Origin of the sequence: Agrobacterium sp. ST15.16.024, from assembly GCF_027956545.1 — a bacterium.
GTDB lineage: Bacteria > Pseudomonadota > Alphaproteobacteria > Rhizobiales > Rhizobiaceae > Agrobacterium > Agrobacterium cucumeris.
Map to the genome: position 1 here is coordinate 929,816 of NZ_JAQKGO010000001.1, position 25,347 is coordinate 955,162.

A 25,347-nucleotide genomic window follows, 5' to 3' on the forward strand; every position below is an offset into this window, starting at 1 on the left:
GGGTTGGACATGAAGCTCATTGCAATTTTCAATCGTGATGGCGGCACCTTTCGCACCACCGATATGGACGCCTATTGCGACCACGCCCGTGCGGTCTTTTCCCGGGCGGGGCACCAGATCGAATGCCGTCTGGTTTCCGGAAAGGACATTGTCGAGGAAATGCAACGCGCTGCCGATGAGCCTGATATTGAAGGTATCATTGCCGGTGGTGGTGATGGCACCATTTCGGCCGCCGCTGGCATCGCCTGGAAACAGGGCATTGCACTCGGCATCGTGCCGGCCGGCACCATGAACCTGTTTGCCCGCTCGCTGAAACTGCCGCTCGACATTCGCCTGGCGCTGGAAACGCTGGCAAATGGTGAGATCGCCAGCGTGGATATAGCCAGCGCCAACGGCCGGCTTTTCGTTCACCAGTTTTCCGCCGGCCTGCATTCGCGCATGGTGCGCTATCGCAACAACCTCGCTTTCGCCTCCCGCCTCGGCAAGATCAAGGCAAGCATCCGCGCGGCCATCAGCGTCATCCTCAATCCGCCGGTCTTCGAGGTGGAATATACCGTCAATGGCGAAACCCAGCACCGCAAGGTCTCGGCCATTTCCGTCTCCAACAATGAATTCGGCCAGAACTCGCTGCTGGTGGCGGATAATGTATCCGGCGGTCATCTCGGTTTTTACCTCACCGATCCGCTGCGCCCTTCCGGTGTCGCAAGGCTTGCCTTCGACATTCTGCGCGGCAGGCTGAAGGAAAACGCCGCCGTGACAGCCATGACGGTGACGGATGTGGAACTGCATTTTCCGAAGAAACGCCACGATGTGCGCTGCGTCATCGATGGCGAATTGCTGCCGATGGAGCGGGATGTGGCGCTGGAGGTGCATGCCGGCGAGTTGAAGGTGCTGGTGGGGCGGGTGTTTTTCGCATAACGCGAACGGAGTATGTTTGGATTGAGTGATCGCCGCTTGTTTCTTCTCCCCGAGGGGGAGAAGTCCGCGGCAGCGGGACGAGGGGGCGAGCTCTCCGTATACCGCTAACGTTGCCCCCTCATCCGACCCTTCGGGCCACCTTCTCCCCGGCGGGGAGAAGAAACAAGGGGCGATATCCTGCCCCTTCATTACTGCCCCAGGAATGCCAACGTCGCCAAATCGAATCCGCTTCACCATGTTAGAAATGAGCGAATGCCGCTTGTTTCTTCTCCCCGCCGGGGAGAAGTCCGCGGCAGCGGGATGAGGGGGCGAGCTCCCCGTCTCTCGCTGGCGTTTCCCCCTCATCCGACCCTTCGGGCCACCTTCTCCCCGGCGGGGGAGAAGAAACGAGCGGCAACCGCCCGTTCAATGCGTTGGCCCCTGAAAATCACCAGCCTTGCCAAATCAAAGCCGCCCGGCCATGTTCGGCAGGCGCGGTGGCTTGAGCGCCGTCGCCTTTATGGGAGTGCGATCTGTCATGAATGAAGTCTCCAAGCCGATATCCAACCTTGCCGCCATTGATGCCGCCCATCACCTCCACCCCTTTTCCGATATGGGCAAACTGAATGCCACCGGCACCCGCATCATCGAACGGGCCGAAGGGGTGTTCATCTATGACAGCACCGGCAAGAAATATCTCGACGCCTTTGCCGGCCTCTGGTGCGTGAATATTGGCTATGGACGCCGCGAAATCGCTGATGTCGTTCAGAGGCAGATGAACGAGCTGCCCTATTACAACGCGTTTTTCGGAACGACCACGCCGCCCGCGACACTTCTGGCGCAGAAGATCGCCTCGCGCGCCGGGCCTGACATGAACCATGTATTCTTCACCAATTCCGGTTCGGAAGCCACCGACACCTGGTTCCGCATGGCGCGGGTCTACTGGAAGGCGCTTGGCCATCCGACGAAGACGAAGGTCATTGCTCGCCGCAACGGCTATCACGGCTCGACGGTGGCCGGCGCCTCGCTCGGCGGCATGAAATGGATGCACGAGCAGGGCAACCTGCCGATCGAAGGCGTTGCCCATATCGGCCAGCCCTATTGGTATGCCGAGGGCGGCGATCTTTCGCCCGCCGAATTTGGCCTGAAAGTGGCCCGCGAACTGGATGCGAAGATCGATGAACTCGGCGAGGAAAACGTCGCCGCTTTCGTCGCCGAACCCATTCAGGGGGCAGGCGGCGTCATCGTGCCACCGGAAACCTACTGGCCGGAAATCGCCCGCATCTGCAAGGCGCGCAATATCCTGCTCGTATCGGATGAGGTGATCTGCGGTTTCGGCCGTCTCGGCTCATGGTTCGGTTACCAGCATTTCGGCGTGGAGCCGGATTTCGCCCCCGTCGCCAAGGGCCTTTCATCCGGTTATCTGCCGATCGGCGGCGTCATCGTTTCCGACCGCGTGGCGGAAGTGATGTTGTCGGAAGTCGGCGACTTCAACCACGGCTTTACTTATTCTGGCCACCCCGTCTGCGCCGCCGCTGCGCTGGAAAACCTTCGTATCATCGAGGATGAGGGTCTGGTGGAGCGGGTGCGCGATGATATCGGCCCCTATTTCTCCGAAGGCTGGAAAAGCCTTGATGATCACGAACTGGTGGGCGAGGCCGTGAATGTCGGCCTGATGGGTGGCCTGCAGATAACGGCCGACAAGGCAACCCGCCGGCGTTTCGCCAAGCCCGATGATATCGGTACCGCCGTGCGCAACCATTGCCTGGCAAACGGCCTCGTCATGCGTGCGACTGGTGACCGCATGCTGGCCTCGCCGGCGCTGACGATCAGCCGTTCGGAAGTGGATGAGATCATCGAGACCTTACGCAAGGGGCTCGATCACCTGCGTGATACGCGAGAGCATTTTTAGGAAAAGTTGACACCGGTTTTCCGTTAGAGAATGCGAAAAAAGTTTCCAAGGGAGGAATAATCAGATGGCAGGACAGGAACATCATTACGCCGTGCAGGTGAAATGGACCGGCAATCGCGGCAAGGGCACATCCGGCTACCGCGACTATGAACGCGACTACACGATTTCCACCGCAGGGAAAGCCGATATCGCCGGCTCCTCGGACCCCGCCTTCCGCGGCGATCCCTCCCGCTGGAACCCGGAAGACATGCTGGTCGCCTCGCTCTCGGCCTGCCACAAGCTCTGGTACCTGCATTTCTGCTCGGTCAATGGCATCATCGTTGAAGACTATGTCGACAACGCCGAAGGCACGCTTGTCATGGAAAAGGACGGCGCGGGGCAATTCAGCGACGTGGTGCTGAAACCGATCATCACCATCTCGAAGGGCGATGCAGCCCGCGCGGACGAACTGCACCATGATGCGCATGATAAGTGCTTCATCGCCCGGTCGGTGAATTTTCCGGTGCGGGTGGAGGGGACGGTGAAGACTGTTTGATAGTCAGGCGGATTGCAGACCGAGATGATCGGCCATCGGCTGAAAGTCTCGGTCGTTGTGCAGCAGCTTGTGCCCGTACTCGATACAGTAAGTGCCGATGATGAGGTCGTTGCTTTTCCGGATCGTATAGCCACGCGCTCGCAGGAAGCGGTAGTTGGCCGCAGCCTTGATGACGAGTTGAGGAGACATCATTGCAACACAGGGAAATTCGCTGAGCGTCTGCTCAAGATGGCGCGCATGATGACCATCGCGAGCGCCTCTAAGCAGCTCAAGGAGAATGATGTCGCCGATCAGAATTTGGCCCTGCGCCATCAGGGCGCGAAACTTGGCGGAGAGGGCAGGCGTGTCTTTTCGAATGAAAGAAATCCAGGCAGAAGTATCTGCAACGATCATTTGGCTTTCTTTACGTCCCAATCGGTTTCAGCGTCCCAATCTGTCCGCATCTCATCCAGATCACCTTCCCAGCCCATACCCTCCAATGCGTTCATCGCCCGCATCTGACGATGAATACGCACAAGATCGCGTAATGCTTTTTCTACCGTCGCCTTTTTTGTCGAAAGACCGGTGATTTCCATCGCCTCGGCGATCAAGGCGTCATCGAGTTCAATGTTGGTGCGCATCGAAAAATCCTTGGTGTATCGATTTTCGAAACAGTACACCAAGGACACCTTCCGCGATATCTGTTTTTACTGGAACGCTGTCTCGTAAAAGCTTCGAAGCTTGCGCGAATGCAGCGTTTCCGTCGGCATGGCGGCGAGTTTCTGCACGGCGCGGATGCCGATTTGCAGATGCTGGGCGACCTGCGTGCGGTAAAACTCCGTCGCCATGCCCGGCAGCTTCAATTCGCCATGCAGCGGCTTGTCGGAGACGCAGAGCAGGGTGCCGTAGGGCACGCGGAAGCGGAAACCGTTGGCCGCGATGGTGGCCGATTCCATGTCGAGTGCTATGGCGCGCGACTGCGACAGGCGCTTGACGGGGCCGGCCTGATCGCGAAGCTCCCAGTTGCGATTGTCGATGGTGGCGACGGTGCCGGTGCGCATGATGCGCTTCAGCTCGAAGCCCTCGTAACCGGTGACTTCCGCCACGGCGCCTTCCAGCGCCAGCTGCACTTCGGCCAGCGCCGGGATCGGCACCCAGACCGGCAGGTCGTCATCAAGCACGTGGTCCTCACGCACATAGGCATGCGCCAGAACATAGTCGCCCAGCCGCTGGCTGTTACGCAGGCCGGCGCAATGGCCGACCATCAGCCAGGCATGCGGGCGCAGCACGGCGATATGGTCGGTGATCGTCTTGGCGTTGGAAGGGCCGACGCCGATATTGACCAGCGTGATGCCGGCATGGCCCTTTTTCTTCAGGTGATAGGCGGGCATCTGCGGCAGGCGGGCGAGCACGGCGTCCGTTTCCGGTCTGTCGGAACCGGCATTTGTGATGATGTTGCCCGGCTCCACGAAGGCTGTGTAACCTTCGCCGCCATTCTTCATCATCTGCCGCGCCCATGCGGCGAACTCGTCGATATAGAACTGGTAGTTGGTGAACAGCACGAAGTTCTGGAAATGGCTCGCGCTGGTTGCCGTATAATGGCTGAGGCGGGCAAGCGAATAATCGATGCGCTGCGCGGTAAAGGGCGCAAGCGGTGCGGGTTCGCCCGGCACCTGGTCATATTCGCCATTGGCGATAAGGTCATCGGTATTGTTGAGATCGGGCGTATCGAACAGATCGCGCAGCGGCACGTCGGAGAGCGACGATGCGGCCGCCGCCTCGACATAAGCACCTTCGCCAAAAGCGAAGTGCAGCGGAATGGGTGTGGCCGATTCCGACACCGTGACCGGAACGCCGTGGTTCTTCATCAGAAGCCCCAGCTGCTCTTTCAGGTAATGGCGGAACAGCTCCGGCCGGGTAATCGTCGTTGTGTAGACGCCGGGCGCGGTGACATGGCCATAGGAAAGACGCGAGTCGACATGGCCGAAGGTTGCGGTCTCCAGGCTCACCTGCGGGTAGCAGGCGCGGTAACGGCCGGCAATCGGCGCGCCCTTGGCAAGGTCGGTGAAGGAATTGATCAGGAACGCCGTATTGCGTTCGTAAAGCGCGGTCAAAGCCTCGACTGCTTCTTTCGGGTCCGTGAAGGACTGCGGCGCGAAAGGCTCGGGGCTGATGAAGGTGAAGGGCGGAATCGTTCGTTTTGCTATTGTCATGGCCCATTATAAGAGGGCAATTTCGACAGGCAAGCGACAGAAATACGAAGAAACTGAAAAGAAACGGAAAAAGCGGCTGGATCGATGAAGCGTGTGCTAGATTCAGCCGAGCGCGCCGCGCTGCAGGCTCATCAGGAGCACGAAACCGGCGCCCTTGGATGCCGGGCGGGGATCGGCCTTGTAAACCGCAAGTCCTGCTACCGGGCCGAGAAAGATCGAGGCCATCAGCACCAGCCGCAGGGCAGAGAACAGGCCGTTTGAAAAAGTGTTGGTCATCGGTCGGTCCTCAAAGTACGACGGGGCAATTGGCGGCGGGTGCCGGGCTGTGCTGGCAGGCAATTGCCGCACCGGCATTCACCCGCTGAAAACTGCGGTTCGGATTAACGACGAGCGAAGCGAAGGACATGGCGAAGATCGCCATGAGAAACGCGAAGATTGCCAACCGGCTGATCAACTTTGCCATGTCCATTCCCCTTTATTGGAGTTGATGGACAGAGTTTTGCCATACTCGGACTGAACGGACCCTGAGACCCCGGTTCATATGGTGTTCAGGGATGTTAACGGGTGGTGACAGGACAGATTGATGCCGCAATGGCCTCGCTGGAGACCTTGGTCACCCGTCTTTTGATCACGCGGAAGAGGCGGTCACGCGCGCGGCAAGATCGGCCATGAGGGTTTCGAGTGCTTGCGGTTTCGTCACATCGACGACCGGCACGTTATGTTGCTGCGCCGAGGCCAGCATCTCGGTATTTTCCCGCAGCGATCGCTCGATGAAGGCGTCCATGATCCGCCGCTGGCTGGCCGTTGCATCATCGTATCGGGCGTGAGAGCGCATCCTTTCGAGAAGGAAATCATTCCCGGCATGCAGAAAGACGCCAGTGATCGCGCTGCCGAGCAGGGGCGATATGAATTCCGGGCGCAGGGCAGCACCCTCGAAGATCACGGGATTGCCGGTATTGCAGCGGTTGTCGATCAGCGAGCGGATCAGCGGCCAGATGTTCTGGTGATGAACCTTCAGAAACCAGTGGATCGTGTCTGCCGAAAGCTGCGTGTAATATTCCTCCACCGGCGCCGGTATGCCCGGCCAGGGCCTGCCGGGGTGGCGGGCGAGGCTGTCGGTCGATATCGCCTCACAGCCGAGCCGTTCGCTCAAAAGACCGGCAAGGGTGCTTTTGCCCACATGCGAGGTGCCGGCAATCAGGATCGTTGAAAAAGCAAGGGGCATTGGCTTCTCTAAAGTTTTCTATAGTCAAATCCTGCGTATGGCTTATTAAAAATCATGTTTATACCACCGCACATACCGATAAAAACACTCACGAACTGATTCGGATGGGTGAAATTTGCTTCATATTTATTCGTTTCATATTCAGATTCAGGATTAATTGGGATTTCGTATTTTTTTATCTCCCAAAAGCCATCTTCTGCTTTCAAGCCGACAGCATCATGCGGGAATAAAAATCTCAACCCAGTTGTCTGAATTTCATCTATGACAATCTTGCGTATTTCATTGTCCGATAACTCTGTGCCGCATCTCTCCTGCGGGAAATAAGGTATAAGGAGAGACAAAAGTAGTGGGTCGGCCGAAATAAAAAATATTATTGCGACAAATAACGCCGATATTATGGGTGCATAAAATTTATTGTTCATATTACGTCGATTTAATGAAGTATTATATTCAAATACATATATATAGATGACGAATAATATTCACAACATATACTGTTTTTAGGCGATTAAAATGAAAATGTTCTGTATCAGCGTCGATTTTGCGAAGATGTTATTTGGCTGTGGTCAACATACATCAAAGGCAAAACCGTGCCACGCGGCATGGGTTCTGTTACTGAAACCGCCTCACGACGCCGCGCCGGCTGGATGACTGGCTAGCTGGCGGAGAGCCGAAAGCCCGCCGCCTCGCGCTGTTAAAGCCGTGTCCAGGTCTGCGATTTGCACAGAACCTTCAGCACGCAGCCCTTCATGCTCAGTGAATTGCCGGAAACGGTGCCGGAACCGCTGTAGGTCTTGTCGTTGGCGGGATCGGTGATCTCACCGGCATAGCTGTTTCCCTTGCCGGAAAGCTTGCCGATCTGTTTTCCGGCATGTTTGCCGGTCTTCAGCGTCACGCAAAAGGCCGTGCCGCAGGGGCCGATCACGGCGGTTTCGCCGCTGGCCGTTTTCCAGTTGCCCTCGATGGCTTCTGCGGCAACAGCAAGGTTGCTGCCCATCATGAGGGCAGCGGCAATCATCATTACGCGCTTCATAAAAACTCCTCCCGAAATTTGCGCAGACCCTTCCGAACCGCACCGGTCATGAAGAACGTATACGCATTAAACCCTGTCCTGCATTGCCGATGGTGTGGCGTCCTGCGACGCGGTCACCTTTGGGCCATGCTATCCTTTGCCTGCCTCATCCTCATAAAACAGACAGCCGGATACTATTTTACGTTAACGTAAAAGGAAACAGAAATTTGCCGCGCTAGAGAGGCGTTTGCGACTGTTTGCGCAGTGGAGACGGTCGAATTTGAAAATCGATGTTTTTATCGTGGTGAACGAAGGGTTTAAATCCAGATGTAAACTTTTCGTAAAAATCGCCTGAAAGTCCTTAATTTCCGCACCTCGTGATATTTAACAAAAACCCAATTTTACCAATCGTTTGCAGTTTGTTTGCGGCCCATTAATCATGCCTTTTAAGCGCCCGTTGAAAGGCTTGCGGCATAGTGAAGTCATCAAAAGCGCAGGGAAAACCTGCCGGCCCGAAGAACAAAAAAGCCGCATAAGACGGCGGTTCTGAAGGTTAGCCTCGGAAAGAAGGCGATTGATGAAACAGGCAGAAGACAGGGATTAAAACGATGGCACGCTTTGAAATTCGCGATATCGAAATGGCAGTTGCCGGTGGCGAAACCCGCGCCGACACCCTTTGCAATCTCGGCCTGGTCTATGCGACCGGCCGGGGCTGCACGGTGGATCTGGTCGCGGCCCACAAATGGCTCAACATCGCCGCGATCCGTGGATCGGAAAGAGCCGCTTCTCTGCGTGCGGATCTCGCCCGCAACATGACCAAGGCGGAACTGGCCGAAGCGCTGCGTGCCGCCCGCGACTGGATGACGATGCACTGATCCATCCAGTTTATCAGTGAGATTTCCGGTCCGGCTCCCTCCAGTCCCGATGACCGGTGCAAACGAAAGTAAACCCGAAGGGGAACGCGGCGAGGGCTTTGAAAAGAAGCTTTGGCGCTGACACATCAAACCGCGACCGGCAGGAACAAGGCCGGCGCGGTTTTCTTATGTCTGGACGTCTCGTCCGGAAAACGATTCGCAAACAGTGGTTTGCGGGGTGGCTTTGAATCGCATTCGCAGCATATGGCTCGAGGCCGGCATGACGGAGGCAAGGAACCAGAGTTTACCCGATCGCCTTGATAACCTTCGGCAATGCCTGCTCGAAAAGATCGAGCTTGTCGTCCGGCCCGACACTCACGCGAATGCAGCGGTTGAGCGGCGCGACGCCCGGCATGCGGATGAACACGCCATGTTCCATCAGTCCATCGACAATGGCGCGGGCATAAGCGCCGTCGCGGTGGCAGTCGATCGTGACGAAATTGGTGGCCGAGGGCAGCGGTGCAAGGCCGTTATCGCGGGCGATTGCGGAAATGCGGTCGCGGGCATCGGAAATTTTACCAACGACCTCATGCAGATAGGCCTGATCCTTCAACGCTGCCAAAGCACCCGCGACCGAAATGCGCGCCATGCCGAAATGGTTGCGGATCTTGTCGAAGGCTTCGACATTGCCGAGCGTGCCGATGGCATAACCGACACGCGCGCCGGCCAGCCCATAGGCCTTTGAGAAGGTGCGCATGCGCAGGATGTTCGGCTGGCCAATCAGCGCATCGATTGCCGGCACGGCACTGGCGGGCGCGGTTTCGCAATAGGCCTCGTCCAGAATGAGCAGGCAGGTTTCCGGCAGCGCGCGCGCAAAGGCAACAACTTCGCTCGCTTCCCACCAGCTTCCCATCGGATTATCCGGATTGGCGAAATAAACGAGCGGCGCATTTTCCCGTATGACGAGATCGAGAAGGCCATCGAGGTCTTCGTGATCGTCCACATAGGGCGTAGTCACGAGTTTCCCGCCAAAACCGTTCACATGGTAATTGAAGGTGGGATAACCGCCGAGCGAGGTGACGACAGGCGTGCCGGGCTCGACAATCAGCCTTGCGATCTCACCCAGCAATCCGTCCACGCCGCTGCCGATGGCGATATTGCCGCGTGCAACGCCATGATGGATGGCAAGCGCTTCCTTCAATTCGAAATTTTCCGGGTCGCTATACATCCAGGTATCGGCTGCAGCATCCCGCAGGGCCAGAAGCACTGAAGGGGCGGGGCCAAAGCCGCTTTCATTGGCGCCGATCCGCGCTTCCACCTTCAGGCCGCGGTTCCGTTCGATGGCTTCCGGGCCAACGAAAGGAACGGTTGAAGGGAGCGAGACGGCAAGCGGGGTGAGGCGTGAAAAAGCGGACATTGGCTGAAAGTTCCGGTAGCTGTGTTTGAAAACCCGGCTCACAATAGGTGCAAAAAAACCGGACGCAAGCCGCGCCCGGTTATCCGATGACTGTTTTGGAACAGTTTTTCCGCCCCCGTGCCGCCCGTCGTGCCCGCTCAGGCGCTGGTTTCGAAACTCAGCCGGCGCACATGGTGCAGGAATTCCGCATCGATCAGCATGTTGAAACCGATGGTGACCTTTTCCTCTTCCCGGCGGATCAGCGTGCAGCCGATCTCATCTCGAATACCCAGAATTTCCAGATAGAAATTGGCGGGCATTTCCAGGTGGGGGCTGACCTCGATCTCTGCGCCATAAAGAGAAATGGTGCGCACGAGGCAGCGCAGGGTGTCGCTGGCGCTGAGATGATGCCCGATGAAGGTGATCTTGCCGGGCCGGTCGATCTGAAATTTCTCGTACTTCTCGTCCTGGGGGACGTTCTGACGGGGATCCATATGCAAAGCCATGACAACCTCCCGGATTGCCTCTCCTGATGCTGATTTTAACGCGGCTTCCTTGCCAGGTCGTGAAGGAAATCGGCGCAATTGTCTGTTGTCCGTCTCGACATGGGCCAATCTTCCTTTCGCAAGCCGATGTTTCCCTTGATAGAATGCGCTTGGCTCGGTCCGGTTGCAGGCGTGTCGCAGCCTGTGCTGATAATGTGTCATGCTTGCACCGGGCTGGCGTCGCAGCGTGGTTGACGCGGGCCGTACTTGGCGTTACGCCTGATCCGGCAATATGGCTTCGCGAGCATGGCAGGGTTGGTCCATCGCGATTCGTGTCTGGGAGTGGAACGTGACGGGAAGGCTGGTAATCGTCGGGGCGGGGCAGGCCGCTTTCGCGCTGGCGGCAAAGCTCCGGGCGCTGAAGGATGAGCGTCCCATCACCATCATCGGCTCCGAGGATGCCTATCCCTACCAGCGGCCGCCGCTCTCCAAAAAATACCTTCTCGGCGAGATGAGTTTTGACCGGCTGATGTTCCGCCCGCAGGAGTGGTACGCGGACAATAATGTCGATATCCGGCTGTCCACCTGGGTGGAAGATATCGACCGCAGGGCCAAAACGGTGCGCATGCAGGATGGCAGCACGCTTGCCTATGACAAGCTGGTGCTGGCGACCGGGGCCGCACCCCGCCTGCTGCCCGCCAGCATCGGTGGCGATCTGGAAGGGGTCTTGACCGTTCGCGACAAGCGCGACGCTGACCGGCTGATGGAAGAAATGAAGCCGGGCCGCCGGCTGCTGGTGATAGGCGGCGGTTATATCGGCCTTGAAGCGGCGGCGGTTGCCCGCAAGCTCGGCCTCGATGTGACGCTGATCGAAATGGCCGACCGTATTCTCCAGCGCGTGGCGGCGAAAGAAACCGCCGATATCATGCGCGGCATCCATCAGGCGAACGGCGTTTCCATTCGCGAAAAGACCGGCCTCGTGCGCCTTGTCGGCATGGATGGCCGGGTGGCGGCCGCCGAACTGTCCGATGGTTCGATGCTTGATGTGGATTTCGTCATCGTCGGCATCGGCGTGACGCCGAATGACCGGCTTGCCCGCGAATCGGGCCTCGATGTCGGCAATGGCATCGTGGTGGATAATCATACCCGCACATCCGACCGGGACATTCACGCGGTGGGCGATTGCGCCCTGCTGCCATGGCGCGGCCAGCACGTGCGTCTCGAATCGGTCCAGAATGCCGTCGATCAGGCCGAGGCGACAGCTGCCGTGCTTGCCGGCACTGAAACCGCCTATGAGGCGAAACCCTGGTTCTGGTCGGATCAATATGAGGTGAAGCTGCAGATCGCCGGCTTCAATCTTGGTTATGACGAGACGGTATTGCGGCCCGGTGCCCGTGAAGGCAGCTGGTCGGTCTGGTATTTCCGCGACGGGCGTTTCGTGGCGGTGGATGCCGTCAACGATGCCAAGGCCTATGTCGCCGGCAAGAAACTGCTCGATACCGGTGCGGAACCGGATCGCGCCATCCTGGCGGACGCATCCGCCGATCTGAAATTATTGCTCTCCTGAGGACATCATGCCTGCTCCCGAAAACCGTTTCAAATCCGCCATCCATGCCGGCAAGCCGCAGATCGGCCTCTGGCTCGACATGGGCGAGGCAATCGCGGCGGAAATCGCCGGAACGGCGGGTTTCGACTGGCTGGTAATCGATGGCGAGCACGGGCCGAACGATCTGCGCAGCATCATCGATCAGCTGCGCGCACTTACCACATCGTCCGCCGAACCCGTAGTGCGCGTGCCAGTGGGCGAAAGCTGGATGATCAAGCAGCTTCTGGATGCAGGCGCACGCACGCTCCTGGTGCCGATGGTCGATTCGGCAGCGCAGGCGGAAGCTTTGGTCAGCGCCATGCATTATCCGCCGCGCGGCATTCGCGGCATGGGGGCAGCCGTTGCCCGTGCGTCGGCCTTCAACACCATAACCGATTACGCCGACAGCGCCTCCGATAGCGTCTGTCTGCTGGTGCAGGCCGAAACGCGCGCCGCAATCAACGATCTCGACAATATCCTTGCCGTGGAAGGGGTGGATGGCGTCTTCATCGGCCCGGCGGATCTCGCTGCCGACATGGGTTATCTCGGCAGGATCGACGAGCCGGAAGTGCAGGCGGTGATCGAAGCCGCGATCGTCAAGATCGTCGCGGCCGGCAAGGCCGCCGGCATTCTCACCTTCAATGAAACCTATAATCGCCGTTATCTAGAGCTCGGTGCGTCTTTCGTCGCCGTCGGCGCCGATGTCACGGAATTCGCCAACGCCCTGCGCGCCCTGTCCGGCCGCTACAAGGGTGGGGCAGCGCCGGCGCCGTCCAGATCGGGCTACTAAGCCTCAATCGTCGTTGCTGGCATTCAGCTTTTCGGGCGGAATGCCTTCTTCGCCGGAAGGGAGGTAACCGCTATTGATAAGGGCGGCGCGGACGATGCGCTGGAGGGCCTCGTCCCTGTCGATGCCATGATCTCTGGCAAAATCCCCCAATGCCTCTTCAAGATCGTCGCTGAACAGCATTTCTGGCCCCCGTTCTGGTTGTCTTTAAATCAATGCAAAAAAGGCAAGGCGGGACTTTGCCGCCTTGCCTGAATTCTAACGCTCGTGCGGTATTCAGCGCCAGCGATAAAGGCTGCTGTTCGACGAGTTCTGCTGCGTGCCGGCACCAACCGCATAACCGATTGCAAAACCGAGTGCGCCGACGATCGTCAGCAGCGAGGTTGCCGTGCCGGGATTTTCCTTCACCGCTTCCACCACATTCTGGCCCTGGGCACGGACATTGCTCGCAGCCTTGCGAACGCGGCCGCGTGCCTCGTCCAGAAATTCGGATGCATCCTCACCCACGCCTTCAGCACGGGCGGAAACGGACTTGGAAAGCGACGAGATTTGCGAGCGCAGCTCGGCAATCTGGTTTTCGATCGTGTCTTCGACAACATTCAGTTTGGTCTGAGCCATTAGAAACACCTCTTTTGTTACCGAAGCGAGAACGTGCCGGCCTTAAAGAAGTTCCCGAATTGCCCGCAAAGTTTCGCGCGCGGCTGTTCAGCCAACAGGTTTTTCGGCTTCTTGGCGAAAAAGCCTTGCATTCATTTTTTTTACGCAATAATCAGGCCGCACCGGAGAGGTGGCCGAGTGGTCGAAGGCGCTCCCCTGCTAAGGGAGTATACGTCAAAAGCGTATCGTGGGTTCGAATCCCATCCTCTCCGCCATCAAATTTTCCCAGGACTTATATTGTTGGACAAAATCAGGCTGACTGGTTTGTTGTTCATTTGTCTGTGCATTGCAGGCCGCCTCCAGGTTGCAGCCACGCTTCGCCTTTTTTATCGTAAAGCCGAATGCGCGTTGATGGTCCCTCCAGTAGTCTGGAGTGGGGCCCAGCTGCTCGATCACGCATATTTTAGAAATTTGATCCGGTGTTTTGCGCGGATGATCAAGGATACATCTCGTTCTTTGACAAAGAGCACCTATCTAGGTTTTTCAGGCATGCGAAGGAGATTTGATGATCGACGAATACGGCCCCTACGTGCAGATGGGCACGCTTGCAGAGCAGATGGCCACTCGGTTCCAGATGGACGCGAATCTTGAATTGGGATCGCATCTGTCGCACTACATGGATGAGGTCGAAGTGAACATCGCCGCCGACCGCTTTGACCATGTGGGTTTCATGAACAAGATCCGCGGGCGATTGACAATGACGCTGGCGACAGCCGCCGAGCCTCGCCGCCGGGAGTTCCTGCACGCCGTTGTGGTCGCGCTTCAAGAGCGCATTGATCGACATTCGCTCGATGTGGCCGTGGACAGCGTCTAGGTGTTGTGACCGGCTCGTTCTGGGCGCAGGGGGCCGGTCGATCTCAACGGTTGATTTCCGAGGCTGGGCCAGTCCGTAAATCCGGGTGGCATCTCGGCGCCCAGAGGAGCAGCCGCAATGGCGAGATCGCCAGGACGGAGGCGCAAAAGGAAAGCGCCTGCGTCAACAAGGTGCAGCCGGCGCCGAGAGCAAATCGGTTTGCCAAATCGCCGACATCTTCCGCTGCTCGAATCGTTATCGGGTGAATCAGTCATCGGGCGAAGGGTTTTTCCTGCCGTTTGCTGACAGATGCATCCGCGTGGTGTCATGTGCCACGATAGATCAAAGCAAAAATTTCTCCCACATGCCGCCGGCAGAGCAACGCATCACTGAAAAGGCCAGTGATTTAGAAAGACCTTGTTAACTGCGCTAACTAACGGATTTTCAAGGAAATTCTTAACGTATTGTAAAAGCCTCTGTCGGTCGCTGTGGCGCTGTGTGTTGTTTCCGCAACAAACCGAAATGAAGCATATACGTAAATGCTATTTATCGGACGTTCGCGATTGCAAGCGGCGAAACCTTTTGTATTTTCACGACCAGAAGCGAGGCGGTGGATCGTTTGGCTTCTAAGAACACGGGAATGGGGCAGGGAATGCTGTCCTTCAGCAAAAGAACCCAGACCCTTTTAAAAACTTTGACTGGAGGTCAACCATGAACATCAAGAGCCTTCTGATCGGCTCCGCTGCGGCTCTCGCAGCAGTATCCGGCGCCCAGGCTGCTGACGCTATCGTCGCTGCTGAGCCTGAGCCCCTCGAATACGTTCGCGTTTGCGACGCTTTCGGCACCGGCTTCTTCTACATCCCCGGCACCGAAACCTGCCTGAAGTTCGACGGTTACATCCGTTTCCAGACGGACTTCGGTCGCAACCAGTCCGGTTCTTCTGACTGGAACTCGTTCACGCGCGCCCAGTTCAACATCGACACCCGCACCGACACCGAACTCGGCGCTCTGCGTGGTTACATCGGTCTGCGTGGCCAGGCTAACAACGACAGCGCCCGTGGCGTTGTTGTCGACCAGGCTTTCATCGAGCTCGGCGGCCTGAAGGTTGGTTACTACTACAACTGGTGGGATGATGGTCTCTCTGGCGAAGTTGATACCCTTTCTTCGAACGCTACCCGTCTGAACGCTATCCGTTACACCTACGACGCTGGCTCGTTCTACGTAGGCGTTGCTGTTGAAGAACTCGACGCTGCTCGCGGCTCTTCCAACATCTCCAACTCCCTCGTAAAGGGCGGTTCGTTCGAAGGCCCGAACAACGTTGGCGTATCCGGTATCATCGGTGCTAACTTCGGCGCCGTTAAGGCTAACCTGCTCGGCGGTTACGACACGGACCAGGAAAATGGTGCAATCCGTGCAATCGTAACGGCTGACATCGGTCCGGGCACCTTCGGCATCTCCGGTATTTGGGCTTCTGGCGCCAACTACTACTACGAAGAGTCCGAGTGGACGGTTGCTGCTGAATACGCAATCAAGGCAACCGACAAGCTGACCATCACCCCCGGCGTTCAGTACTTCAGCAAGATCGATATCGGCGCTGACAACGACTTCGTTGGCGATCGCGATGCATGGCGCGCTGGTGTAGCTGTTGGCTACAAGATCACCCAGGGCCTCTCCACGCTCGTTTCGGTTAACTACCAGGACGTCGACGGCACCGAAGGTGTAAACGGCGGCGGCGACAGCTGGGTTGGTTTCGTTCGCCTTCAGCGCACGTTCTAATCTGATCTGACATTGTCAGTGATGGAAAGCCCGGCAGAGATGCCGGGCTTTTTCGTTTGAGGCAAGACTGAAAGGGAAACGCAGGAGAACGGGGACAAGCGTCCTTTGGTTCTGCGCTCCGGTTGCTGCTCGGCATCATTTGCCGATTCGTTGAACGTTCGGCGGCTGAGTCGTCAAAAACCGGAAACTGAACAATCGCCTCCGAGTCGATTCTTTGTCGGAGACAAAAGTCCTTTCCGTGCCAGGTGCAATCGCTTTTCGGACATTTTGCTGTGGCCCGGTTATGTCAGGAATTCGGCGGCGAGCGGAGCTTTCCGCCGGCGGATTGGCCCGCAAGCTTATTAAGTGTCTGAAAACCATTGGTTATTAACGATTCATTAAGAAACGTGGGCCTGTCTGTTAGAATTGTAGCTATTTCGCAACATCTAAAAACTAAGGACACCTTACTGTCTTCCTCTTGTCATGATTGCGATTGCCTCTCCGTCCGGTTTTGGCTCTAATCAGCTTCATAAGCGGCACGCATTTATATGTGTTTCCCACTGGCTGCTTACGAAGATTAAGCGTTTGACTGGAGGTCAACCATGAACATCAAGAGCCTTCTCATCGGCTCCGCTGCGGCTCTCGCAGCAGTATCGGGCGCTCACGCTGCCGACGCTATTGTCGCTGCCGAGCCCGAGCCCCTGGAATACGTTCGCGTTTGCGACGCTTTCGGCACCGGCTTCTTCTACATCCCCGGCACCGAAACCTGCCTGAAGTTCGATGGTTACATCCGTTTCCAGACGGACTTCGGTCGTAACCAGTCTGGCACTTCTGACTGGAACTCGTTCACGCGCGCCCAGTTCAACATCGACACCCGCACCGACACCGAACTCGGCGCTCTGCGCGGTTACATCGGCCTTCGCGGTCAGGCTGACAACGACTCCAGCCGCGGCGTAAACGTCGACCAGGCTTTCATCGAACTCGGCGGCCTGAAGGTCGGTTACATGTACACCTGGTGGGATGACGATCTCTCCGGCGAAACCGACATTCTGTCTTCGAACACCACTCGTGGCAACGCTCTGCGTTACACCTACGACGCTGGTTCCTTCTACGCTGGTATCAGCGTTGAAGAGCTCGACTCCGTACGCGATGGCACTTCCAACCTCGGCGTTGCCAAGGGTGGCTCCTTCGAAGGCCCGAACAACGTTGGTGTATCCGGTATCATCGGTGCCAAGTTCGGCGCAATCACCGCCAACCTGCTCGGTTCCTACGACACGGACCAGGAAAACGGCGCAATCCGCGCTATCCTGTATGCTGACATCGGTCCCGGCACCTTCGGTCTCTCCGGCGTTTGGGCTTCTGGCGCAAACTACTACTACGAAGAGTCCGAGTGGGCAGTTGCTGCTGAATACGCAATCAAGGCAACTGACAAGCTGACCATTACGCCTGCTGCTCAGTACCTCGGTACGATCGACATCGCTCCGGACGGTGACTTCACCGGCGACAACGATGCATGGCGCGCTGGCCTGACGGTTGATTACAAGATCACCCAGGGTCTGGACGCCAAGGTTACCGCCAACTACCAGGACGTCGATGGACCGACTGGCGACAGCTGGACCGGTTTCGTTCGCCTTCAGCGCACGTTCTAATCTGATCTGACATTGTCAGTGATGGAAACCCCGGCAGAAATGCCGGGGTTTTTCGTTTGAATGCTTCACATATCGAAGCGTTCGCTACTCGGATCTGGAAAATAAAAAAAAGCACCGGGCCAGCCGGTGCTCGAATGCTCTGGGATGACCTTCGCCGGTTATACCGGTTTACCCCGCACGCCCATGACGCAGGTCATCGACAATATCGGCCTGTTGTCCAAGCCGGGTCTTGTAGACCTGATAATTCTCCATCACCCGCTGTACATAATTGCGCGTTTCGGGGAAGGGGATGCGTTCGATCCAGTCCACCACCTCATCGATAGGCTTGCCGCGCGGATCTCCGTAGCGGGTAATCCATTCCGGCACGCGTTTCGGACCGGCATTATAAGCGATGAAGGTGAGGATGTAGGAACCGCCGAAACTGTCGATCTGCTCGCCAAGATAATGGGCGCCGAGCGTCGCGTTGTAGCCGGCATCGCTGGTCAACATTGCCTGTGTGTAGGGCAGGCCGTGGCGCCCGGCCACGCCCTTGGCGGTTCCCGGCAGCAATTGCAGCAGCCCGCGGGCATTTGCAGCGGAGACGGCGGCGGGGTTGAAGGCGCTCTCCTGCCGGGCGATGGCATAGGCGAGCGCCTTGCCGGAGCCGGCAATATTGGCGCTGGCGGGAATGACGCCGAGCGGATAGGCAAGTGCTGCCGCATCGATGCCGCGGCTGAAGGCCGTCTTGCCGATCTGCAGCGAAACCTGATGATTGCCGTTGCCTTCCGCCCTTGCCGCCAGAATGGCAAGCTCGCCGGGGCTGTCCAGCTGGTCGGCCAGCGAGCGGTAAAGACTGTCGGCCCGCCAGCCATAACCGGCGGCCTCCAGCCGGTCGATGGCGCGCACGGCCTCACGACCGGCGAAGCGTTCACGGTCACCGGTGCTTGGGCTCGGATAGGTGACGTTTAGCGTCGTGGTGCCGATTCGCGCAGCGGCCAGCTGGCCATAAAAGGTGCCGGGGTGGGCCGCGGCCTTGGTGAAGAAGTCACGGGCATTGCCCGGTCCACCCGCTTCCGCCGACCGCCCGAGCCAGTAATAGGCGCGTGAGGCGGAAAGCGGCCGGTTCGAGGTCTGCAGCAACGTGTCGAAGTGACGTGAAGCTGCCGCCGGATCGCGCAGCGCTCTCAGCGCATACCAGCCGGCATGGAACTCCGCATCGGCGATATCGACGGGCGAGGTGGCCGAATGATTGGCGACGATGCGATAGGCTTCGGCAAAATCGCCGAGATCGGCAAGGCCGCGTGCGATAATACGCCGCTCATTCCACCACTCGCCGGCATTGACGAGTTTGGCCGCCTCTTTGGGGGCCTGCCGAAGAAGGGCGGCCGCTTCAGGGTATTTCTGCTGGTTGCGCAGGTTTTCTATGCGCGCGAAGAGAAAAGCGGGATCGCTGCGCCAATTGGCGTCAACCTTGCCCAGCAATGCGCCGGCAGTGGCGGATCGCTGTAGAACGGCGGCCCAGGCATTATAAAGCGACTGCGCCTTGCCGAGATCGCCGAAACGCTTCGCCTGGCCGATGCGGCTGCGATACATCAGATAATCCATGCGCGCCTTGTGATCGGCGGGCGTCAGATAGGCGGGAAACTCGGCAAGAACACGGTCTTCCATGTCCTTGTCCATGCCTTCGCTAACCCAGAGCTGGCGAATGAGGCGCTGGGAGTCGACCACCTTGCCGGAGGAGGCGAGTGCCTTGGCGAGAACGACGGTGCCCTCGGCCGTTTCCGGCCGGCTGCTGCCGAAGGCGGCGAGCACCTGAGGTACCGGTGGATCTTCGCGATAAAGCGCTTTTTCAGAATTGGCCCGCAGGGTGGCGGCACCCGGCCAGCCGGAAAGTTCGCGCTGGGCGGCGGCAATTTCGGATGAAGGCACATCCTTCTGGCCGGAAACGGCAATTGCCCAGCTGAGAATATGCCGGTCCAGGCTGCCGGTCGGCATGGCATTGCGCAACGCAATCGCCCGCGTCGCATCGCGGCTGGAAAGCGCGTCGAGGCCGGCCTTCAGCTGGCCTGCATCATCTGGGCGGTTGAGGCGCGGTATGGCGCCAGTGATTTCGGGTGAGGCGGGCATGAAGGCGGGAACGGTCGGCGCATTCGGCTTCACATACGGAAGCGGCACCGCGCCTTCCGGCAGCGGCCCGGCCAGCGCGTTCCAAACGGTTGCGGCAAGGCCCGCCGCCATCAATCCCCAAACTGTTTTTTTCATACCGTTCTTCATCGCCAGACGGAAACAATCGACCTTCTTGTACTGTCGTTCTTGTATTGTCGTTTCATTGCAGCGGGATTGCGTAAATCGCTCAAGGCGTGGCCTCGTATTCCGCTCTCGTGTTCTGCATTGAATCTACGGAGATTGAGATTAACGAAACCTTAACCGCCCCCCGCGCAATCCCATCAACTTTTATTCACCGGCCCGCGAGCGGCCTGCAATTTCACCGCCGCGATTTTTTAACTGTGGTGTGACGTTTCCGGACTGTCACACTTCCGACAATTTCGGACAAAATAGGCTGCCTTTGCGCTTGTCGGCGCCAAGGGCTGGCACTAATGTGTGCCGGTTTTAACCATCGAATGCGGCCGAAGCATGAACCGGCTCGGCGCCAGGAGCTTTGCATGTTCAAGGGATCAATTCCCGCCCTCATTACTCCGTTCACGGACAATGGTGCCGTGGACGAACAGGCCTTTGCCGCCCATGTGGAATGGCAGATCGCCGAAGGCAGCAAGGGCCTTGTGCCCGTGGGTACGACGGGGGAATCCCCGACGCTTTCCCACGACGAGCACAAACGGGTCGTTGAACTCTGCATCGAGGTTGCGGCGAAACGGGTTCCGGTCATTGCGGGCGCAGGCTCCAACAATACCGACGAAGCGATAGAGCTTGCGCTGCACGCGCAGGAAGCTGGAGCGGATGCGCTGTTGGTTGTTACTCCCTATTACAACAAGCCGACGCAGAAGGGCCTGTTTGCCCATTTCTCCGCTGTTGCCGAAGCGGTGAAACTGCCGATCGTCATCTACAATATCCCGCCGCGCTCGGTGGTGGACATGTCGCCGGAAACCATGGGTGCGCTGGTCAAGGCGCATAAGAACATCGTCGGCGTCAAGGATGCGACGGGCAAGCTCGACCGCGTTTCCGAACAGCGCATTTCCTGCGGCAAGGATTTCATCCAGCTCTCGGGCGAAGATGGCACGGCACTCGGTTTCAACGCCCATGGCGGCGTCGGCTGCATTTCGGTTACGGCCAATGTGGCGCCGCGCCTCTGTTCGGAATTCCAGGCAGCGATGCTGGCAGGCGATTACGCCAAGGCTCTGGAGTATCAGGATCGCCTGATGCCGCTGCACAAGGCGATCTTTATGGAGCCTGGTGTCTGCGGCACGAAATATGCGCTGTCGAAGACACGGGGCGGCAACCGCCGGGTTCGCTCGCCCTTGATGAGCACGCTGGAGCCGGCGACCGAAGCAGCCATCGACGCGGCGCTGAAACATGCCGGCCTGATGAACTGAGAGACGCCTGAAAGCCTTAAAGGCGCGCAACGGGCCCGCTTCGCGACAGAAGCGGTTCCGCGCGCCTTTTCTTTTTACGGCGACGATACTAAATAGAGCATGTCTCCCAAAAGTGGGCACCGGTTTTGGGACAAAGACGTGCGGAAAAGCAGGAACTATATCTCGAAAACCGCTCCGGCCGGCAGGCTGCGGCGCAATAAGAAAAACAAGGGATTGAAATATCATGGCCCCCAAAGGCAGCCAGCGCGTGGTGAACAAGATCGTTGCGGAAAACCGCAAGGCTCGCTTCAATTACGAAATCATCGACACCTATGAGGCAGGCCTCGTGCTGACCGGCACCGAGGTCAAGTCGCTGCGCGAGGGCAAGGCGAATATTGCCGAATCCTATGCCTCGGATGAGGGCGATGAAATCTGGCTGATCAATTCCCACCTGCCGGAATATCTGCAGGCCAACCGGTTCAATCACGAGCCGCGCCGCCGCCGCAAGCTGCTTTTGAGCAAACGCGAAATCAGCCGCCTGCGGGCCGGTATCAACCGCGATGGCATGACGCTGGTGCCGCTGAAGGTCTATTTCAACGAAAAAGGCCGCGCGAAGCTGGAACTGGCGCTCGCCAAGGGCAAGAAGCTGCACGACAAGCGCGAGACCGAGAAGGAACGCGACTGGAACCGGCAGAAGTCGCGGCTGCTGAAGGGTAACAACGCCTGAGCGGCAGGAAATTTCGCGGCCTGGAGGGTTGCGGCCTTTCGCCACTTGTTCTTCCGTCATGCCGGACTTGATCCGGCATCCAGCCACAGCGCGTCTGCGCTGTGGAACGAGCCCTTTCAGCCCAAGGACTTGGGCTGGCTGGATCCCGGCTCAAGGCCGGGATGACGGGGTGAAAGTAGTCTTGTCGTAGTTCAAGCAGCCCGATACGTCCGCTCGACATGCGCCCTCGAAGCCGAGACGCTGAACCGGCTGACAAGCGCTGCGAGATTGGCGCTGACATCGCTCAGATTATGCGTGGCCGCATTGGTTTCTTCCACCATGGCCGCATTCTTCTGGGTTAGATTGTCCATGCTGTTGATCGCAGCGCTGATTTCCTGAATGCCGACGGACTGTTCCTGCGCCGCCTTGGTCAGCGAGGCGATATGTTCCTGAATGTGATCCACCTTGTTGCCGATCGTATTCAGGGATTCGCCTGTCTTGTTGACCAGCGAGACGCCCTGCATCACATCGTCGGAAGATTTGGCGATCAGCGTCTTGATTTCCTTGGCGGCGGTGGCCGAACGCTGGGCCAGTTCGCGCACCTCTTGGGCGACGACGGCAAAACCCTTGCCGGCCTCACCGGCGCGGGCGGCCTCTACGCCGGCATTCAGCGCCAGAAGATTGGTCTGGAACGAGATCTCGTCGATGACGGAAATGATCTGGGTGATCTTCTGCGACGATTCCTCGATGGCGCCCATCGCCTTGACGGCTTCCGTTACCACATCGCGTGAGCGCGCCGCCTCGACTGCCGAGCTTTCGACGATGGCCTTGGCCTCTTCCGAGCGCTGCGCCGAGAGTTTGGAAATGGTGGTGATTTCCTCGACGGCTGCGGCGGTTTCCTCAAGGGCAGCGGCCTGCTGTTCGGTTCTGCGGGCCATGTCGTCGGTCGCAGAGGTCAGCTCGCGGGTGTTGCCGGAAATCTTGTTGGCCTCTTCGACGATCTGCCCAAAGGCGCCGGAAAGATTACCGACCGCGGCGTTGAAATTGGCGATCAGCCCTTCAAATTGCGGTGCGGTCTTTTCCGTGATGCTGGAGGTGAGGTCGCCATTGGCCAGCTTGTTCAGCGCATTGTTGAGCAGTTCGAGAACGTGCTCCTGTTCCTTCTTCATCTGCGCCTGTTCAGCCTCCACCTTCAGCCGCTCGGCGGCCAGCACGTCGAGATAGACGGAGATCGAATAGTCCATGTCGAGAAGAGCGGCCTTGATGGTGGCAGACAGCCCATCCTTCAGCTTCCTGGCCTTCTTCTCCATGAAGAGGCCCTTCAGTTCGGATTCGATGACCGCCTTGACGATGCCGTCAAGCATCAGCGCATAACCGCCAATATACCAGCGCGGCTCCAACCCCAGCCTTGCATGGGTGCGGCCGATGGCGGTGACGGCGTCGGTATAATCGTCGTTGAACGTGCCGGAGGCGATCCGCGCCCAGTGTTTCAGCTGCATGCTCTTGGCATGGTGGATATGCGCATCGTTGGCGAAGAACTTTGCCGTTTCCGGCACCGCGCGAACCTTGGCATAAAAACGGTCGAGCGAAGCATCGAGCGAGCCGGTGATGACACCTTTCATCTCGGAGAGATTTTGCCGCTGTTCGTGGCCAAGTCCCAGAAAATTCAGTCTTTCATCGAGCTGTCGGTCGGTTTTTGCTTGGCCATGCATGTCTAAACATCCTGATTTGGCACCCAAATCATATCGTTGGTGCCCTTATGTCTTTTAGACACGTCTAAAATTAACCAAGTTATAATTTCGACTTACCGAATTTGATGTTTGTTAATTCTAAAAAGAATTTTTACCTCGCCGGTGGAGCGCAAACAGAAACGCGCCCGTCTTTTCAGGACGGACGCGTTGATGGTTTTGTCGCAGCAAAAACCGGGATCAGATCGTCTCGGGGCTCTCGACATGCCGGGCAGGGCGCTCGTTCGGGTCGCGCCCGATCTCTGCCTTCAGCGTCATCAGATCGATGAAGTGATCCGCCTGCCGGCGCAGGTCGTCTGCAATCATTGCGGGCTGCGTCGCCATGGTGGAAACCACGGACACCTTGCGGCCCTTGCGCTGCAGCGCGTCCACCAGCGTGGTGAAATCGCCGTCGCCGGAGAACAGGACGAGGTGGTCGACCGTTTCGGACTGTTCCATGGCATCGACCGCGAGTTCGATATCCATGTTGCCCTTGATCTTGCGGCGTCCGAGCGCGTCGGTGAATTCCTTCGCCGGCTTCGTCACGACCTTGTAGCCGTTATAATCCAGCCAGTCGATCAGCGGACGGATCGAGGAATATTCCTGATCCTCGATCAATGCGGTGTAATAATAGGCGCGCAGCAGGTATCCACGCTTCTGAAACGCCTTAAGGAGCTTGCGGTAGTCGATATCGAATCCCAGGCTTTTCGATGCTGCATAAAGATTGGCTCCGTCTATGAAGAGCGCAATTTTCTCCCGTGGATCGAACATTCCATCCCATTCCTTTTTTTGGAAAGGCCATTATCTGGCTTTTATATCCGGTCGATAACGCAAAAAGACATGTGGTATCAACGAGCTTTGCGCACCGCCGTTGCGTTTTAAGTAAGCTACCTTCCCCCGTATTCCAAGACAATTCTTCTAGACATTTTGTTCATCAGACGCCAAACATCGGCAATAAGGTGCCAAAAGACGCCAAAGACAGGAAAAACTTGAATTCCGCGGCCAATGGCTGTATCGGAAGCTGGAAAGCTTCGTCGCGCGAAATCCTGAATGTTTTTCGCAGGGCACGAAGCGCAGATTCAATAGGTTAGAGCATCCCTTGTGCATCCCGAAGAAAGCACGGCGCTCTGATCCACGACATTACGACACGCAAAGGACAGGCAATGGCCCGCGTCACAGTTGAAGATTGCATTGATAAAGTAGACAACCGTTTCGAACTGGTGCTTCTCGCCAGCCACCGTGCGCGCCAGATTTCTCAAGGGTCCTCCATCACGGTTGACCGCGACAACGACAAGAACCCGGTTGTGGCGCTGCGCGAAATCGCTGACGAGACGCTATCGCCTGACGACCTGAAGGAAGACCTCATCCATTCGCTGCAGAAGCATGTGGAAGTGGACGAGCCCGAGCCCGATCCGGTCACGCTTGCCGCCTCCACTGGCGCCGATGGCGAAGACGACGACCAGCCGGAAACCGTTACTTTCGACCAGATGTCGGAAGAAGAACTGCTGGCCGGTATCGAAGGCCTTGTGCCGCCGGAAAAAAATGACGACTATTGATCTAAGTTTATGACGCCATTGGCGGGCGGTGGTTACCGTCTGTCAATATTTCCCGTCATAATCTGATCCCTATTGATGCAGCATTGTGCGCCGACCCCAAGGTTGGCGCGCTTTCTTT

Annotated in this window: 27 protein-coding genes and 1 tRNA gene; 13 read left to right on the top strand and 15 right to left on the bottom strand. The window is 57.9% G+C overall.

What is annotated here, in order from left to right; all coding sequences use genetic code 11:
• Positions 1-9 precede the first annotated feature (9 nt).
• The 3 genes from PL640_RS04580 to PL640_RS04590 all read left to right on the top strand — a co-directional run bounded on the left by PL640_RS04580 (position 10) and on the right by PL640_RS04590 (position 3,344).
• Complete coding sequence (locus PL640_RS04580; protein ID WP_271360935.1) at positions 10-918, top strand: diacylglycerol/lipid kinase family protein; 909 nt, start codon at positions 10-12, stop codon at positions 916-918.
• Positions 919-1,435: 517 nt separating this feature from the next.
• A complete protein-coding gene (locus PL640_RS04585; RefSeq protein ID WP_271360936.1) occupies positions 1,436-2,809 on the top strand; it encodes an aspartate aminotransferase family protein in 1,374 nt (457 codons plus the stop codon).
• A gap of 64 nt (positions 2,810-2,873) precedes the next feature.
• Positions 2,874-3,344 (top strand): OsmC family protein, encoded by a 471-nt coding sequence (locus PL640_RS04590; RefSeq protein WP_271360937.1) that lies wholly within the window; start codon positions 2,874-2,876, stop codon positions 3,342-3,344.
• A 3-nt stretch (positions 3,345-3,347) separates the two neighbouring features.
• Here PL640_RS04590 and vapC read toward each other — a convergent pair whose 3' ends face one another.
• The 8 genes from vapC to PL640_RS04630 all read right to left on the bottom strand — a co-directional run bounded on the left by vapC (position 3,348) and on the right by PL640_RS04630 (position 7,794).
• Positions 3,348-3,737, bottom strand: a complete 390-nt coding sequence (gene vapC, locus PL640_RS04595; RefSeq protein ID WP_271360938.1) for a type II toxin-antitoxin system VapC family toxin — start codon at positions 3,735-3,737, stop codon at positions 3,348-3,350.
• Positions 3,734-3,964 carry a type II toxin-antitoxin system VapB family antitoxin gene (locus PL640_RS04600; RefSeq protein ID WP_142855542.1) on the bottom strand — a complete coding sequence of 77 codons (231 nt, stop codon included), beginning with the start codon at positions 3,962-3,964 and terminating at the stop codon, positions 3,734-3,736. The genes vapC and PL640_RS04600 overlap by 4 nt, the downstream gene beginning before the upstream one ends.
• 66 nt (positions 3,965-4,030) lie before the next feature.
• The gene (gene amn, locus PL640_RS04605) at positions 4,031-5,536 is read right to left on the bottom strand and encodes an AMP nucleosidase (RefSeq protein WP_269698401.1); all 1,506 of its coding nucleotides are present in this window, start codon (positions 5,534-5,536) and stop codon (positions 4,031-4,033) included.
• A gap of 102 nt (positions 5,537-5,638) precedes the next feature.
• The gene (locus PL640_RS04610; RefSeq protein ID WP_193559488.1) at positions 5,639-5,812 is read right to left on the bottom strand and encodes a hypothetical protein; all 174 of its coding nucleotides are present in this window, start codon (positions 5,810-5,812) and stop codon (positions 5,639-5,641) included.
• Between the two features lie 10 nt (positions 5,813-5,822).
• On the bottom strand, positions 5,823-6,005 hold the full coding sequence (locus tag PL640_RS04615; protein WP_035218142.1) for a hypothetical protein: 183 nt from the start codon (positions 6,003-6,005) through the stop codon (positions 5,823-5,825).
• A 159-nt stretch (positions 6,006-6,164) separates the two neighbouring features.
• On the bottom strand, positions 6,165-6,761 hold the full coding sequence (locus tag PL640_RS04620) for an AAA family ATPase (protein ID WP_271360939.1): 597 nt from the start codon (positions 6,759-6,761) through the stop codon (positions 6,165-6,167).
• 8 nt (positions 6,762-6,769) lie between these two features.
• The gene (locus PL640_RS04625) at positions 6,770-7,183 is read right to left on the bottom strand and encodes a hypothetical protein (RefSeq protein WP_271360940.1); all 414 of its coding nucleotides are present in this window, start codon (positions 7,181-7,183) and stop codon (positions 6,770-6,772) included.
• A 272-nt stretch (positions 7,184-7,455) separates the two neighbouring features.
• A complete protein-coding gene (locus tag PL640_RS04630) occupies positions 7,456-7,794 on the bottom strand; it encodes a DUF2147 domain-containing protein (RefSeq protein ID WP_142839437.1) in 339 nt (112 codons plus the stop codon).
• A 587-nt stretch (positions 7,795-8,381) separates the two neighbouring features.
• On the opposite strand from PL640_RS04630, the gene PL640_RS04635 reads away from it, so the two are divergent.
• The gene (locus PL640_RS04635) at positions 8,382-8,648 is read left to right on the top strand and encodes a sel1 repeat family protein (protein WP_046798706.1); all 267 of its coding nucleotides are present in this window, start codon (positions 8,382-8,384) and stop codon (positions 8,646-8,648) included.
• Positions 8,649-8,931: 283 nt separating this feature from the next.
• Here PL640_RS04635 and PL640_RS04640 read toward each other — a convergent pair whose 3' ends face one another.
• Positions 8,932-10,044 (bottom strand): pyridoxal phosphate-dependent aminotransferase, encoded by a 1,113-nt coding sequence (locus PL640_RS04640; RefSeq protein WP_271360941.1) that lies wholly within the window; start codon positions 10,042-10,044, stop codon positions 8,932-8,934.
• Positions 10,045-10,181: 137 nt separating this feature from the next.
• Complete coding sequence (locus PL640_RS04645) at positions 10,182-10,529, bottom strand: hypothetical protein (RefSeq protein ID WP_142839932.1); 348 nt, start codon at positions 10,527-10,529, stop codon at positions 10,182-10,184.
• A 328-nt stretch (positions 10,530-10,857) separates the two neighbouring features.
• Between PL640_RS04645 and PL640_RS04650 the strand changes: the two genes are divergently transcribed.
• Together PL640_RS04650 and PL640_RS04655 are read left to right on the top strand one after the other, a co-directional pair.
• A complete protein-coding gene (locus tag PL640_RS04650; protein ID WP_271360942.1) occupies positions 10,858-12,075 on the top strand; it encodes an NAD(P)/FAD-dependent oxidoreductase in 1,218 nt (405 codons plus the stop codon).
• A 7-nt stretch (positions 12,076-12,082) separates the two neighbouring features.
• Positions 12,083-12,883, top strand: a complete 801-nt coding sequence (locus PL640_RS04655; RefSeq protein ID WP_271360943.1) for an HpcH/HpaI aldolase/citrate lyase family protein — start codon at positions 12,083-12,085, stop codon at positions 12,881-12,883.
• A gap of 3 nt (positions 12,884-12,886) precedes the next feature.
• Here the strand turns inward: PL640_RS04655 and PL640_RS04660 are convergent, their stop codons facing one another.
• The gene (locus PL640_RS04660; protein WP_271360944.1) at positions 12,887-13,063 is read right to left on the bottom strand and encodes a hypothetical protein; all 177 of its coding nucleotides are present in this window, start codon (positions 13,061-13,063) and stop codon (positions 12,887-12,889) included.
• A 93-nt stretch (positions 13,064-13,156) separates the two neighbouring features.
• Positions 13,157-13,498: a hypothetical protein gene (locus tag PL640_RS04665; protein ID WP_142839441.1), complete on the bottom strand. Its 342-nt coding sequence runs from the start codon at positions 13,496-13,498 to the stop codon at positions 13,157-13,159.
• 163 nt (positions 13,499-13,661) lie between these two features.
• Here PL640_RS04665 and PL640_RS04670 point away from each other — a divergent pair.
• The 4 genes from PL640_RS04670 to PL640_RS04685 all read left to right on the top strand — a co-directional run bounded on the left by PL640_RS04670 (position 13,662) and on the right by PL640_RS04685 (position 17,734).
• Positions 13,662-13,752: transfer RNA gene (locus tag PL640_RS04670), tRNA-Ser, on the top strand.
• Positions 13,753-14,042: 290 nt separating this feature from the next.
• On the top strand, positions 14,043-14,351 hold the full coding sequence (locus PL640_RS04675; RefSeq protein ID WP_271360945.1) for a hypothetical protein: 309 nt from the start codon (positions 14,043-14,045) through the stop codon (positions 14,349-14,351).
• Positions 14,352-15,041: 690 nt separating this feature from the next.
• Positions 15,042-16,106 carry a porin gene (locus PL640_RS04680; protein WP_271360947.1) on the top strand — a complete coding sequence of 355 codons (1,065 nt, stop codon included), beginning with the start codon at positions 15,042-15,044 and terminating at the stop codon, positions 16,104-16,106.
• A 581-nt stretch (positions 16,107-16,687) separates the two neighbouring features.
• On the top strand, positions 16,688-17,734 hold the full coding sequence (locus tag PL640_RS04685) for a porin (protein WP_271360948.1): 1,047 nt from the start codon (positions 16,688-16,690) through the stop codon (positions 17,732-17,734).
• A 168-nt stretch (positions 17,735-17,902) separates the two neighbouring features.
• Here the strand turns inward: PL640_RS04685 and PL640_RS04690 are convergent, their stop codons facing one another.
• On the bottom strand, positions 17,903-19,975 hold the full coding sequence (locus PL640_RS04690; protein ID WP_271360949.1) for a lytic transglycosylase domain-containing protein: 2,073 nt from the start codon (positions 19,973-19,975) through the stop codon (positions 17,903-17,905).
• 401 nt (positions 19,976-20,376) lie between these two features.
• Between PL640_RS04690 and dapA the strand changes: the two genes are divergently transcribed.
• Both dapA and smpB read left to right on the top strand, forming a co-directional pair.
• Positions 20,377-21,261, top strand: coding sequence for a 4-hydroxy-tetrahydrodipicolinate synthase (gene dapA / locus PL640_RS04695; protein ID WP_046798749.1), 885 nt, complete (start codon positions 20,377-20,379; stop codon positions 21,259-21,261).
• A 223-nt stretch (positions 21,262-21,484) separates the two neighbouring features.
• Positions 21,485-21,967, top strand: a complete 483-nt coding sequence (gene smpB, locus PL640_RS04700) for an SsrA-binding protein SmpB (protein ID WP_046798750.1) — start codon at positions 21,485-21,487, stop codon at positions 21,965-21,967.
• A 191-nt stretch (positions 21,968-22,158) separates the two neighbouring features.
• Here the strand turns inward: smpB and PL640_RS04705 are convergent, their stop codons facing one another.
• Together PL640_RS04705 and PL640_RS04710 are read right to left on the bottom strand one after the other, a co-directional pair.
• The gene (locus tag PL640_RS04705) at positions 22,159-23,658 is read right to left on the bottom strand and encodes a methyl-accepting chemotaxis protein (RefSeq protein ID WP_271360951.1); all 1,500 of its coding nucleotides are present in this window, start codon (positions 23,656-23,658) and stop codon (positions 22,159-22,161) included.
• Positions 23,659-23,874: 216 nt separating this feature from the next.
• On the bottom strand, positions 23,875-24,444 hold the full coding sequence (locus PL640_RS04710) for a LabA-like NYN domain-containing protein (RefSeq protein WP_035218078.1): 570 nt from the start codon (positions 24,442-24,444) through the stop codon (positions 23,875-23,877).
• Between the two features lie 392 nt (positions 24,445-24,836).
• Here PL640_RS04710 and rpoZ point away from each other — a divergent pair, with 392 nt between their 5' ends.
• The gene (gene rpoZ / locus PL640_RS04715; RefSeq protein WP_046798752.1) at positions 24,837-25,229 is read left to right on the top strand and encodes a DNA-directed RNA polymerase subunit omega; all 393 of its coding nucleotides are present in this window, start codon (positions 24,837-24,839) and stop codon (positions 25,227-25,229) included.
• Positions 25,230-25,347: the final 118 nt, after the last annotated feature.